This window comes from Thermobifida fusca NBRC 14071 = JCM 3263 (assembly GCF_001592045.1).
Classification (GTDB): Bacteria; Actinomycetota; Actinomycetes; order Streptosporangiales; family Streptosporangiaceae; genus Thermobifida; species Thermobifida fusca.
In genome coordinates, this window is the sequence record NZ_BCWB01000043.1 from 38,439 (window position 1) to 51,959 (window position 13,521).

The 13,521-nt window shown below is 69.7% G+C and carries 10 protein-coding genes; 2 read left to right on the forward strand and 8 right to left on the reverse strand.

Annotated features, from left to right (window positions below; translation table 11 throughout):
* Positions 1–89: 89 nt before the first annotated feature.
* The 4 genes from TF1_RS11270 to eno form a co-directional block, all read right to left on the reverse strand.
* Entirely contained in the window at positions 90–1,085 is a 996-nt protein-coding gene (locus tag TF1_RS11270) for a Ppx/GppA phosphatase family protein (protein ID WP_011290878.1), read from the reverse strand.
* A complete protein-coding gene (locus TF1_RS11275; protein WP_011290877.1) occupies positions 1,082–1,648 on the reverse strand; it encodes a DUF501 domain-containing protein in 567 nt (188 codons plus the stop codon). Before TF1_RS11275 ends, TF1_RS11270 begins: the two co-directional genes overlap by 4 nt.
* Before the next feature lie 62 nt (positions 1,649–1,710).
* Positions 1,711–2,250: an FtsB family cell division protein gene (locus TF1_RS11280; RefSeq protein ID WP_011290876.1), complete on the reverse strand. Its 540-nt coding sequence runs from the start codon at positions 2,248–2,250 to the stop codon at positions 1,711–1,713.
* Positions 2,251–2,254: 4 nt separating this feature from the next.
* Positions 2,255–3,538, reverse strand: a complete 1,284-nt coding sequence (gene eno / locus TF1_RS11285; protein ID WP_011290875.1) for a phosphopyruvate hydratase — start codon at positions 3,536–3,538, stop codon at positions 2,255–2,257.
* A 465-nt stretch (positions 3,539–4,003) separates the two neighbouring features.
* On the opposite strand from eno, the gene TF1_RS11290 reads away from it, so the two are divergent.
* A complete protein-coding gene (locus TF1_RS11290; RefSeq protein WP_011290874.1) occupies positions 4,004–5,449 on the forward strand; it encodes an FtsW/RodA/SpoVE family cell cycle protein in 1,446 nt (481 codons plus the stop codon).
* On the opposite strand, the gene mazG is transcribed toward TF1_RS11290, so the two are convergent.
* Together mazG and cysC are read right to left on the reverse strand one after the other, a co-directional pair.
* Positions 5,394–6,134 carry a nucleoside triphosphate pyrophosphohydrolase gene (gene mazG / locus TF1_RS11295; RefSeq protein WP_011290873.1) on the reverse strand — a complete coding sequence of 247 codons (741 nt, stop codon included), beginning with the start codon at positions 6,132–6,134 and terminating at the stop codon, positions 5,394–5,396. The two genes, TF1_RS11290 and mazG, sit on opposite strands and share 56 nt — an antisense overlap.
* A gap of 47 nt (positions 6,135–6,181) precedes the next feature.
* A complete protein-coding gene (cysC, locus tag TF1_RS11300; protein ID WP_011290872.1) occupies positions 6,182–7,663 on the reverse strand; it encodes an adenylyl-sulfate kinase in 1,482 nt (493 codons plus the stop codon).
* Between the two features lie 350 nt (positions 7,664–8,013).
* Between cysC and mfd the strand changes: the two genes are divergently transcribed.
* Positions 8,014–11,583, forward strand: a complete 3,570-nt coding sequence (mfd, locus tag TF1_RS11305) for a transcription-repair coupling factor (protein WP_016188170.1) — start codon at positions 8,014–8,016, stop codon at positions 11,581–11,583.
* A gap of 126 nt (positions 11,584–11,709) precedes the next feature.
* Here the strand turns inward: mfd and TF1_RS11310 are convergent, their stop codons facing one another.
* Entirely contained in the window at positions 11,710–12,894 is a 1,185-nt protein-coding gene (locus TF1_RS11310) for a globin domain-containing protein (RefSeq protein WP_016188169.1), read from the reverse strand.
* Between the two features lie 107 nt (positions 12,895–13,001).
* A complete protein-coding gene (locus TF1_RS11315; protein WP_011290869.1) occupies positions 13,002–13,469 on the reverse strand; it encodes an RrF2 family transcriptional regulator in 468 nt (155 codons plus the stop codon).
* Positions 13,470–13,521 lie beyond the last annotated feature (52 nt).

Below are 13,521 nucleotides of genomic sequence, written 5' to 3' on the forward strand. Positions count from 1 at the left end.
GCGGCGTGACCCGGTTCACGGATCCCAGGACGGTTGACCTGACGAAATCCCCTGGTCACCCGCGGAAACCGGGCCCGGTGCACCGCACCTCACGCGCTAGCCGGGGCCTCCACGGCCAGACTCCACGCGATGCCGTCCAAGATGTCGTGCTCACTGGCGACGAACTCCGCCGCCCCCGTCCGGGCCAGCACCCGCTCCACGATGAGCGAACCCGCGCCGATCACATCCACCCGGCCCGGATGCATCACCCCGATCGCGGCCCGCTGCTCGTGCGGCATCGCCAACAGCTCAGCGGTGATCTCACGGAGCCGCTCCACCGGCACCCGGGCGTGGTGGATCCGCTCCGGGTCGTAGGCGGGAAGCCCTTGCGCGATCCCGGCCAGCGTGGTCGCTGTTCCCGCCACGCACACCACGGTCGCGGCCTCCCCCAGCGGCACCACCGCCGCGGCCTGGTCCAACGCTGCTTCGATGTCGGCGGTCGCCGCCGCAACCTGCTCCGCCGTGGGCGGATCAGCGTGGAAGTGCCGCTCCGTCATCCGCACGCAGCCGATGTTGACCGAGCACTGGGCGCGGACCGCGCTCGCCCCGGCATCCCCGGTGTGGCCCAGCACAAACTCGGTGGACCCCCCGCCGACGTCCACGACCAGGTAGGGGCGGTGCAGCCCGGAGCCCTCCCCCATCGCTTCCAGCTCCGCGGTCGCCCCCACGAAAGACAGCTCGGCCTCCTCCTCGCCGCTGATCACCTCAGGCTCCACGCCGAGGATCTTGCGCACACCCGAGACAAACTCGTCCCGGTTGGCAGCGTCCCGGGTCGCGCTGGTCGCCACCATGCGCACCGAATCCGGGCTGAGCTGGACCCCGTAGCCGCGCATCACGTCCACGTAGTCGCGGAGCACGTCGAACGTGCGCTGCAACGCCTCCGGGGCGAACATGCCAGTGCGGTCCACCCCCTGGCCGAGCCGGACCACCTCCATACGGCGGTCCACGTCCAGCAACTGGATGTCCTCACCGTCCGCGTCCAGCACTCCAGCGACGAGCAGTCGGAGGGAGTTGGTTCCGCAATCGATGGCCGCGACCGTTCTCACTGGTCCTTGCCGTTCCTCTCGGTCTTCTCGCTACGGTCACTGCACACGCACGGCCCCCGGTCCCACCACGGGGGAAGCTGGTCCAGCGCCTCCCGGCCCAGCGGGTTGCTCCCGGGAACGGCAAGTTCGTGCGCGACCAGCGCATGCAGGCATTTGACACGCTTAGGCATACCGCCCGCGCTCTGCATCCCCTTGGGCAGCGGTTCGAGCCCCAGCTTCTCCGCGAGCGCGGCACGCTCCGCCAGATAGGACTCGTGCGCCCTGGTGTAGGCGGCCCGCAGCTCGGCGTCGTGCTGCAGCCGCTCCGTCATCTCCCGCATCAGCCCGCTGCTCTCCAACCGGCCGATCGCGGAGGCCGCGCGGGGACACGTCAAGTAGTACAAGGTGGGGAAAGGAGACCCGTCCGCCAGCCGGGGAGCGGTGCGCACCACATCGGGAAGCCCGCACGGGCACCGGTGCGCCACCTCGTACACGGCCCGGGGCGGCCGTCCCAACTGCTGCCGGATGATCTCGACATCCTCGGCGCTGACTCGCCGGGCGGGAAGCTGGTCTGCGGAGTTCATGGTCCACTCAGCCTACTCCCGTCGTGGCCTCCCGCGTTCCTCCCGGCCCGGTACTGCGGCGTTCAGCCTTGCGGCTGGTCGGCTTCCGCCACCGAATCCCACAGTTCGACAAACCACGGGTTGGACGGGCTGCGCTCCGGCACGGCCTCCTCTTCCGGGGTGCCGCCGATGATGATGTAGGTCTGCTCGCCCGGGTACTGGTAGTGCAGCCGCGAACGCGCTTCCCGCTCGATGTAGGCGGGGTCTTGGAGCTCCTCGTAGCGCGCGGTCAGCTCCGCAACCGACTCCTGGATCCGCGCCCGCTCCTCTTTCAACTGGGCGATCCGCGCCCGCTGGGCAATGTACTCGCGCAGCGGATAAGCCAGGCTCAGTGCGATCACGCAGACCAGCAGCGCAAGGACTGCGGCCCGGCTGGTCAACGCCGGCCTGCTGCTCGCCTGAGCGGCGGTGCGGCGGCCGCGGGACGCCGCGGCGGCCGCGGGCCGGGTCCGGCCGCCGGGGGACTTCTTCCCGGCGGCCTTCGACGGTTTCGAGGCACCGGACGGTGAGCCCCCCGTCGTACGCGGACGGCGGCCACTGGACGGGTCCGGCACCTTCACCACGGGATCAGCCCTGTCGCGCGAAACGCGGGAACGCGTTGGCTCCGGCGTAGACGGCTGCGTCGTCGAGCTCTTCTTCGATCCGCAGCAGCTGGTTGTACTTGGCGACCCGCTCGCTGCGCGCCGGGGCACCCGTCTTGATCTGCCCCGAGTTCGTCGCCACCGCGATGTCGGCGATCGTGGTGTCCTCGGTCTCACCAGACCGGTGGCTGATCATCGCGGTGTACCGGTTGCGCTGCGCCAGCGACACCGCGTCCAAAGTCTCGCTGAGCGTACCGATCTGGTTCACCTTGACCAGCAGCGAGTTGGCAGCGCCCTCGTCGATACCGCGCTGCAGCCGCTCCGGGTTGGTGACGAACAGGTCGTCGCCGACCAGTTGCAGCCGGTCGCCGAGGGACTCGGTGAGCGCCTTCCACCCGGCCCAGTCTTCCTCGCTGAGCGGGTCCTCGATCGACACCAGCGGGTAGGACTCGACCAGCTCGGTGTAGTAGGCGGCCATCTCCTCCGCGCTGCGGCTGGAGCCCTCGAACTGGTAGGCGCCGTCCGCGTAGAACTCGGTGGCGGCCACGTCCAAGGCCAGGGCGATGTCCTGGCCCAGCGTGAAGCCCGCCTTCGTGATGGCTTCGCTGATCAGGTCGAGCGCGGCGCGGTTGCTGTCCAGGTTGGGCGCGAACCCGCCCTCGTCACCGACACCGGTGGCCAGGCCGTGGGCTTTGAGCACCGCCTTGAGCGAGTGGTAGACCTCCGCGCCCCAGCGCAGCGCCTCCCGGAAGCTCTCCGCCCCGATGGGGGCGATCATGAACTCCTGGATGTCGACGTTGGTGTCCGCGTGCGCACCCCCGTTGAGGATGTTCATCATCGGCACCGGCAGCACGTGGGCGTTCGGGCCGCCCAGGTAGCGGAAGAGCGGCAGGTCCGCGCTCTCCGCGGCCGCCTTGGCCACCGCCAGGGAGACACCCAGGATGGCGTTGGCGCCCAGGCGCGACTTGTCGGGGGTACCGTCCAGGGTGATCAGGGCGCTGTCGACGAGCCGCTGCTCCTCGGCCTCGTAACCCACGATCTGTTCGGAGATTTCCTCGTTGACCGCGGCGACGGCCTTCTCCACGCCCTTACCGCCGTAACGGTCGCCACCATCGCGCAGTTCGACCGCTTCGAACTGACCGGTGGACGCGCCACTGGGGACAGCCGCCCGGGCAATCGTCCCGTCGTCGAGTGCGACCTCGACCTCGACCGTCGGGTTACCGCGGGAGTCGAGAATCTCCCGTGCGTGTACTGCCTCGATCGACGCCAACGTAGTACTCCATTTCCTCGCGTCTGTGCGTGGTCCCGGTCGGTCCCGCGCACTGCGCTGTCCGAGACCCGGCCGGTGGGGTAGACATCAGTCGCACAGTGCCCAAAAAGTGTCCCGGGTCACCACGCGAACCACCCAGAGCCTACCGATCCGGGTACCGCCACGTCTCCCCCACGACACGGATTGGTTTAGTCCATTTCTCTCAAACCCCTGATCATCCGGGATATCCCCTTTCACGGTTGTGAGACGCACCTCACGTCGCACGGCTGGGACACCCCTGTGCTGCCGCGCCCTGTGGTCTCCTCGATACCCACAGAACCCGCGAAACACACGGGTGGCACGGCCCTCCCGTGTCCCTTCAGCCACCTGCAGCGACGTGCTACCCGCCTCACCGCACCCTGGCAGGGGTCCGCTTATAGTTCGCTATGTCCACTGTGCCGCCGCACAGACCTTTCGAGGCGGGACATGACCTATACGACCGCGCCCCGCCTTAGGCGGCGGCACACCATCGAGCTCGCCATGCTCGCCGTGGCGCTCACCGTATTCGCCACCGGCCTGTGCCTGACCGGGCTCCAACTGCACGCACAGGTGCCCGACCTGCTGTGGCTGGCCACCGCAGTCCTCGGCGGCAGTGCACTCGCCGTGCACGTAGCCCTGCGGTTCTGCGCCCCCTGGGCCGACCCCCTGATCCTGCCGCTCGCGGTCCTCCTCAACGGGATCGGCTTCATCGTCATCTGGGGGCTGCACGCCGAAGCCGGCGACCCGCCCACTGCCGCATTCCGGCAACTCCTGTGGACCGGGCTGGGACAGCTCGGTTGTCTGACCACAGTGCTGCTGGTCCGCCACCCGCAGCGCCTGCAGCGCTACCCCTACCTGATGGCGCTGGCCGGGCTGGTCCTGCTCGCCTCGCCCATGCTGCCCGTGATCGGCCTCGACCAGTACGGCTCCCGCCGCTGGCTGTCCTTCAACGGCTTCACCGTGCAGCCCTCAGAGTTCGCCAAGATCCCGCTGGTGCTCTTCCTCGCCGCCTACCTCGGCATGAAACGCGACATCCTCGCGCTGGCCGCCGCCCAGATCACCGTGCGCGGCGTCAAGATCTTCAGCGTGCCGCGGATGCGCGACATGGGCCCGATGACCGCGGCGTGGGGCATCGCCATCCTCATCCTCGTCGGCACCAAAGACCTCGGCACGTCACTGCTGCTGTTCACCGTGTTCCTGGCGATGCTCTACACCGCCACCCTGCGCAAATCCTGGGTCGGGATCGGCGTGGCCATGTTCCTCGCCGGGGCTTACGTCGCCTACCTGCTTTTCTGGCATGTCCGCCAGCGGGTGACGATCTGGCTGCACGCGTTCGACCCCGGCGTCTACTACGCACCGCAAGGCAGCGCCCAAGTGGTGGAGGGACTGTTCGCGCTCGCTGACGGAGGACTGTTCGGCCTCGGGTTCGGCCAAGGGCGCGCCGCTACCCTCTTCGCCTCCGACAGCGACCTGATCATGGTGTCGGTGGGAGAGAAGTTCGGGCTGGCCGGGGTCGCCGCGGTGCTGCTGGTGACCCTGCTGCTGGTGGAACGCGCCTTCCGGGTCGCGCTGGCCGCCCGGGACACCTTCGTCAAACTGATGACCACCGGGTTCGCGTTCCTCTGGGCGTTCCAAGTGTTTGTTGTCGTCGGCGGGGTCACGCTGCTGATTCCGCTGAGTGGTATGACTACCCCGCTGCTGTCGGTCGGCGGCTCCTCCCTGGTGACGACCTGGATCATGCTCGGCCTGTGGCTACGGGTGAGCAGTGAGGTCCGCCGTGCCGCCGTCTCCCGCTGCCACGACGACACGGCCACCATGGAACTGCCGCGCTCTGCCGTCAGCCCGACGCCCCCTCCGACTGCTTCCAATAAGAGCGCCACTGATCAGGAGTGAGCTTCCGCGGATCCACCCCATCTGCCCGGGCCGCTTCTTCCACGGCCCGCACCCGGGCATCGAACCGGCGGGCCGCGGCACGCAGGTCCATCTCCGGGTCGGCGGAACGGCGCCGCTCGTCCGCTACCGCCGCGAACAGCGCCCCACCGGGTTCGCCGTCGTCCCCGATCAGGTCTTCAGGCACACCGTTGCGGGCGGCACGCTTCTGCAGCTCGTAGGCGAGCAGCGCGGCGGGCTGCCCGAACGGCACCCCGGCCAGCATGGACACGTCGGCCTGTTCGCCTTTCGCCTCCCGCTCGGCGGCTTTGATCGCCTCCCAGTTGGCGCGGACCTCGTCGGCACCCGCCACTTTCGTGGTGGAGAAAACGTGCGGGTGGCGGCGGACCAGTTTGTCGATGATGGCGTCGGCCACGTCGTCGATCGTGAACCCGTCCGGGCCGCGCTCGGCGGCCACCCGAGCGTGGAACACCACCTGGAGGAGGACGTCGCCCAGTTCCTCGGCGAGAGTGTCGTAGTCGCCCCGTTCGATCGTTTCGACGGTTTCGTAGGCCTCCTCGATGAGGTACTTGGCGAGCGACTCGTGAGTCTGCTCGGAGTCCCAGGGGCATTCGCGTCGCAGGGTGTCCATGACCTCCACCAGCGCGATCAGCCGATGGCCCTGGGGAGTGCCGTTGTGCTCGCTCATACCCCCATTGTGGAGGCCGCCGCGGGTGGGGCGGCCCACGCGGGCGGTCAGCGCGGCAGCCAGCCGCCGGCGCGGAGCGCAGCCACCACGCGCGCCACCGACTCCTCCTCGCTTTCCGTGGACGTGTCGAGGACCAGGTCCGCGTCCTCCGGGGGCTCATAGGGGTCGGAAATCCCGGTGAACGCGGGGATCTCCCCGGCGCGCGCTTTCGCGTAGAGCCCTTTGCGGTCGCGGGCCTCGCACACTTCGAGCGGGGTGGCCACGTAGACGAGGAAGAAGTCCCCTGTCTCTTCCGCCATGCGCCGCACTTCGGCACGGGTGGCCGCATACGGTGCGATGGGGGCGCACACCGCGACCCCGCCGTGCCGGGCGATCTCTGCGGCCACGTATCCGATCCGGCGGATGTTGAGGTCGCGGTCGGCCCGGGAGAACGTCAGACCAGCGGACAGCAGGCGGCGCACCACATCGCCGTCGAGCAGGGTGACCGTGCGCCCGGCCTGGCGGATCTGCTCGGCCACTCCGCGCGCCACCGTGGACTTGCCGGAGCCGGAGAGCCCGGTGAAGAAGAGGACGAGTCCGCGGCGGGTCCGGGCCGGGCGGGTCCGGGCGAGTGCGGCGGCCACCGGTTCCGGGGTGAGCCAGGCGGGAAGCGGCGTCCCCTGGGCGAGGGCCTCGTCGACGGCGGCGGTGTCCCATTCCGGGCGGGCCTGGGCGGGAGGAACCTCGTCGGCGGGCCGCCACCGCTCGTGGACGGTGTCGTACACCCACTCGGTAGCGGCCACCGGTTTCACGGGGAGCTCTGCGGCAGTGCCGGGGAGTTCGCCCACCCCCTCGAGCATGAGGTGGGTGGCGCCGTAGGCGGCGGCGACGTGGGCGGCGAGCAGGCCCCGCCGCTCCGCGGACCATTCGGGGGCGCCGTCGGCAGGTGCGGTGGGCAGGGTGAGGACCGCGAACCGGGTGTGCTCCGGCAGGCAGGGGCGGGCGGCGAGGACCACGGTAGCCGCGCCTTCCCCGTCAAGCGGCGTGTCTACGAGGACCAGCAGGTCGGCGTCGCCCAGGGTGGCGAGGGCGGCCCGGATCTGGGCGAGGGCCCGGTGGTGGAGCGGCCGGTCGGTGACAACAGCCAGCAGCGGTCGGCGCTCGTCCCGCGCGGACCGCACGTCTGCCGCGGTGGCACGCAGGGAGCGGTGCGAGCCGTAGGCGGGCGGGGCTGCGGGCCGGATCGGCCCGGCCAGGCGGACCGTCCCGTCCCGGAAGGACTCGGTGACGGTGAGCTCCGCGAGCGGTGCCCCCTCGGGATCGGCCAGCACCAGCTCGCGCACGTCGGCCAGCGTTTCGGGGACGGTCAGCGTGACCGGAACCGGCCACGCCGCTCCCGCCGGAGGAGGCCCCGGCCGGTCGAGCTCCGCGGCCTCGGCTTGCGCCATGAAACCCGGGAGCGGACAGACTCCGGAGAGCAGCAGCTCCAGGTGGGCCAGTCCTTGCGGCCCCGGGGTGAATACGGCGCGTCCTCCGGTCGGCTGGGTCATCGTCGCTCCCTGATCGAACGGATTTTCCGCCTCAGCCTAGGGGCGGATGGACGGAGTGCCTCTAGGCTGGGGAAGGCCTGTGGATACGTGGCCTTCGCCACTCCCCGTCCGGTGCTTTAAGGCCGTACCGCGACCTCTTCGGGGAACATCCCGGTTTATCCTGGCGTTTCCCTGGGGAGCGGACAACCGCGGGCCTCACTCGCGACTGCTGCCCCGTCCACAGGTCCGTGGATTTCCGATGCGGCCGGCGCACCGCCCCGCGTAGGCTGTATCGGGGAATCCCGACTATGCCTCACGTTCTGCGCCCATTGCGAGCGGGCCGTCCATCGTCACACGCCCCACCTGGTGATATGAGCCTTAATGGACTTCTCTCTGTCGTCACCGGCGACCCAGCCCTGAAGCGAGCGATCGAGACCGCACGCAACGGCCACGATCCCCTCCTCGACCTTGTCGCGCCGCCGTCGGTGCGCCCGTTGATCGTGGCTGGCCTCGCGGCCGACGCTCCGGTGGGAGCGGGACGTCCCGTGCTGGCGCTGACCGCCACGGAGCGTGAGGCCGCTGATCTGAACAGTGCCCTGGGGTCGCTGCTGCCGGCCGACTCGGTGGCGCTGTTCCCCGCGTGGGAGACCCTGCCGCACGAGCGCCTCTCCCCCCGCTCCGACACGGTGGGGCAGCGGTTGGCGGTCCTGCGCCGCCTGACCCACCCGGATCCCGACGATCCGCTCACCGCACCGCTGCGGGTCGTGGTCGCCCCCATCCGGTCCGTGCTGCAGCCGCTGGTCTCCGGGCTGGGTGACCTCCAGCCGGTGCGTGTGCGGGAAGGCGACTCGGTGGCGCTGGACGAGCTCGTCCAGTCGCTGGTCGACATCGGCTATTCGCGGGTCGACCTGGTGGAGAAGCGCGGGGACATCGCGGTGCGCGGCGGCATTCTCGACGTGTTCCCGCCCACCGAAGAGCACCCCCTGCGGTTGGAATTCTGGGGCGACACTGTTGAGGAGATCCGCTACTTCCAGGTCGCTGACCAGCGTTCCATCTCCAAGCCCGGAGCAGCCGAAGCCGGCCTGTTCGCCCCGCCCTGCCGGGAGCTGCTGCTCACCGACACGGTGCGGAAGCGCGCCCGGGCCCTGGCCGCCGAGTACCCGGCGCTTGCCGACATCCTGACGAAGCTGGCGGACGGGGTGGCGGTCGAAGGCATGGAAGCGTTCGCACCGGTGCTCGCGGACCGGATGGAGCTGCTCCTCGACCTGCTGCCGCCGGGCACCCACATCGTGGGCTGCGACCCGGAGCGGATCCGCACCCGGGCCCAGGAGCTGGTCGCGACCAGCCAGGAGTTCCTCGAAGCCTCCTGGATCAACGCTGCTTCCGGCGGGGAGGCGCCCATCGACCTCGGCGCGTCCGCCTACCAGTCGATCGCCGAGCTGCGCTCGCGGGCCCGGGAGCTGGGACTGCCGTGGTGGACCGTCACCCCCTTCGACCCGGGCAACCCTGCCGCAGCTGAAGACGACCACTCGGTGGTGGTCGGCGCCTCAGCTACCGACGCCTACCGGGGGGACACCGAGCGGGCGATCGCCGACGTCAAGTCGTGGCTGCACGAAGGCTGGCGGGTCGTGCTGCTCACCCCCGGACAGGGGCCGGCGGAGCGGCTCGCGTCCATGCTGCGGGACGCCGGGCTGGGCACGCAGTTGCGGGACGCGCTGCCGGAGCCGCCGGAGCCCGCGGTGGCTACGGTCACCACCGGGCTGCTCGAGCACGGTTTCGTGTGGCGGTCGGTCCGCACCGTGCTGCTCACCGAGACCGACCTGGTGGGGCAGCGGTCCTCCACCCGCGACATGCGGCGGATGCCGAGCCGCCGCCGCGGTGTCGACCCGCTCCAGCTCAAACCCGGCGACTACGTGGTGCATGAACAGCACGGGATCGGCCGCTACGTCGAAATGGTGAGCCGGACGATCCAGGGCGCCACGCGCGAGTACCTGGTCATCGAATATGCGCCGTCCAAACGCGGACAGCCGGGGGACCGCCTGTTCGTGCCGACCGACCAGCTCGACGAGGTGACCCGCTATGTCGGCGGGGACTCCCCCACCCTGTCGAAGATGGGCGGCTCCGACTGGGCGAAGGCGAAGAGCCGGGCACGCAAGGCCGTCCGGGAGATCGCCGGGGACCTGATCCGCTTGTACTCGGCCCGCCACGCCTCCCCCGGGCACGCGTTCTCCCCGGACACCCCGTGGCAGCGGGAGTTGGAGGACGCCTTCCCCTACGTGGAGACCCCCGACCAGCTCGCCGCGATTGAAGAGGTCAAGCGCGACATGGAGAAGCCGGTGCCGATGGACCGGCTCATCTGCGGCGACGTCGGCTACGGCAAAACCGAGGTCGCCGTGCGCGCGGCTTTCAAAGCGGTGCAGGACGGCAAGCAGGTGGCGGTGCTGGTGCCCACGACCCTGCTGGTCCAGCAGCACCTGTCCACGTTCACGGAGCGCTACGCCTCGTTCCCGGTGACGGTCCGCCCGCTGTCGCGGTTCCAGAGCGACGCCGAGATCGAACGCATCCGCGAAGGCATGCGCACCGGGGAAGTCGACGTGGTCATCGGCACCCACCGGCTGCTCTCCCCGGAGACCCAGTTCAAAGACTTGGGCCTGGTGATCATCGACGAGGAGCAGCGCTTCGGCGTGGAGCACAAGGAGGCGTTGAAGCGGCTGCGCACCCAGGTGGACGTCCTCTCGATGTCGGCCACTCCCATCCCCCGCACCTTGGAGATGGGGTTGACCGGGATCCGGGAGATGACCACGATCCTCACTCCGCCGGAGGAGCGGCACCCGGTCCTCACGTTTGTGGGCCCCTACGACGAAAAGCAGATTGCCGCGGCCATCCGCCGGGAGCTGATGCGCGAAGGCCAGGTGTTCTTCGTGCACAACCGGGTGGCGTCGATAGAACGGGCCGCCGCCACGGTGAGCCGCCTGGTGCCTGAGGCGCGGGTGGCCTGGGCCCACGGGCAGATGAACGAGCACCAGCTCGAACGGGTCATGGTCGACTTCTGGGAGAAGAAGTTCGACGTCCTGGTCTGCACCACGATCGTGGAATCCGGGCTGGACGTGCCCAACGCCAACACGTTGATCGTGGACCGCGCCGACACCTACGGGCTGGCCCAGTTGCACCAGTTGCGCGGCCGGGTGGGCCGCGGCCGGGAGCGCGCCTACGCCTACTTCCTGTACCCGCCGGACAAGCCGCTCACGGAGACCGCGCACGAGCGGCTGGCCACGGTCGCCCAGCACACGGAGAGCGGTGCGGGCATGTACGTGGCGATGAAGGACTTGGAGATCCGCGGCGCCGGCAACATCCTGGGCACCGAGCAGTCCGGGAGCATTGCGGGGGTCGGTTTCGACCTGTACGTGCGCATGGTCGGCGAGGCGGTGCGGGAGCTCAAGGGCGACCAGAGCGCGGCCCAAGAGGTCGAGACCAAGGTCGAGCTGCCGATCAACGCGCACATCCCGCACGACTATGTGCCGGGTGAGCGGCTGCGGCTGGAGGCTTACCGGAGGATCGCCGAGGTCGCGAGCGAGGACGACATCGCGGCAATCCGCGAGGAGCTGCTCGACCGCTACGGCGAACCCCCGCAGCCGGTGGACAACCTGCTGGCGGTGGCGCGGTTCCGGGTGCTGGCCCGCAGTGCTGGGCTGACCGACGTGGTGCTGCAGGGCACGCAGATCCGGTTCGCCCCGGTGGAGCTGCGCGAATCCCAGCAGTTGCGGCTGCGTCGGCTCTACCCCAAGGCGGTGGTGAAGGCCGCGACGCGGACTCTGATGGTCCCGGTGCCCAAGTCTGGTGGGCTCGGCGGCAAGCAGTTGCGTGACCGCGAACTGTTGACGTGGTGCACCGAACTGGTGGAGGCGATCTTCGAACCGCAGCGGAAGCCGCCGCAGGAGTGACCGTCGTCCCCGCAAAGCTGCCGGGCCGGGCCCTGGTGCGGGGGCGCGGTCTGCGTCCTTGCACGCCGATGTCGTCTGCGCAGACTGGTTGACCTGCGCAGACGACGGGTGTGCCGGGGAGCGGGGTCAGTCAGCGGGCAGCCACAGGTCCGGGCCGAACACTTCGTAGTGGATGTCCTTGGCGGGCACTCCGGCGGCGAGGAACTGGGCGCGGATCTCCCGCATGAAGGGCAGCGGTCCGCACAGGTAGACCTCGGCGTCCGCGGGGATCTCCAGCCCGGTGAGGTCCATCTGCCCGGGCAGGCCGCCGTCTCCTTCCTCGTACCAGACGACGTACTGGGCGTGGGGCAGGCGCGCGATCAGGGTGGAGGTTTCCTGCCACAGCGCGTGCTCGGCGCGGGAGCGGTCGGCGTGCAGGGCCAGGATCCGCCGGGTGGCGCCGGTGGCGGCGAGGTAGTTGAGCATGCCGACGATGGGAGTGCAGCCGATTCCCGCGGTGGCGAACACGAGCGGCCGGTCGCTGTCGGTGAGGACGACGTCTCCGAAGGGGGCGGAGACGGTGAGGGTGTCCCCTGCTTTGGCGGTTGCATACAGCAGGGCGGACATCTCCCCTTCAGGGGTGTGTTCTGTGCCGCGGACCCGTTTGATGGTGATGCGCCGGGTGTGCTCGTCGCCGCCGGAGATGGAGTACTGGCGGATCTGACGGATACCGTCCGGCATGCGGTGGAGCACGCTGACGTATTGGCCGGGCCGCGCTTCGGGGAGGGGGCCGCCGTCGCTGGGCCGCAGGACGAGGGAGAACACGTCGGGGGTCTCTTCGCGGCGGTCCACGATGGTCCATTCCCGCCAGGTGCGGCCGTTGTCGGCGTTCTTCTCCGCGTAGAGGCGGGCTTCGAGCGCGATCAGCGCGCCGCCCATGAGCCAGTACACCTCGTCCCAGGCGGCGATGACTTCGGGGGTGGCTGCGTCGCCGAGGACGTCGGCGATCGCCCCGAACAGGTATTTGTGCACGATGACGTACTGGTCGTCGGTGACCGCGACGGCGGCGTGCTTGTGCGCGATGCGGGCGAGCAGCGCGTCGGGGCGTTCGTCGGGGTTGGCGAGGAGTGCGCTAGCGAATCCGGCGATGGATCCGGCGAGGGCCCGGCGCTGTTCCCCGTTGGCCTGGTTTCCCCGGTTGAACAGGCCGTCGAGGAGTTCGGGGCGCTCGGAGAACATCGTCGAGTAGAAGCGGGAGGTGATCTCGTCGAGGTGGGCCCCGACGACCGGCAGCGTGGCGCGGACGATGTCGGCGGACTGGGTTGACAGCATGCACCCTCCAAAGGGTTGGGGAGCCGAAACCCCCGTTAATTTGCATCCTGGATGCATATTAAAGAGGGGTATACGGGACCCCCACTGACCCCCCACTTAAGGGCACATCACTGTTTTTCCAGTTCAGAGCTGTTTTGCGGACGTTCTGGCGCTCGCAGTTGCACCAGGATCGGGCCTGTGGGGCTCGCCACAAGCGATTCGACCGTCACCTCATCCAAGGCAGCGAAGAACGCTTCCTGCGCCCGCCGCAGCTCCCCGCGCAGACGGCAGGCCGCACGCAACGGGCAGGGCGGATCGTCCTCGCACGCCACCACGTCCTTGCTGCCCTCAAGCTCCCGGACGATCGAACCAACCGTTGCCGCCCGCCCCGCCGGGGTGAGCCGCAACCCGCCACCGCGTCCGCGCCGCGCCTCCACCAGCCCCATCTCGCTCAGCCGCGCCACCGCCTTGGCGGCGTGGGTGTAGGGCACGGCCAACATGCCCGCCACTGAACGCGTGGTGAGCGTCTCCTCCCCAGCAACAGCGAGACGCATCACGATGCGCAGCGACAGATCAGTGAAGGTGGTCAGACGCATGCCCCCACGTTAGGCGCTGTCCGGACCTGCGTCAGCCGGACCGTCATCACAC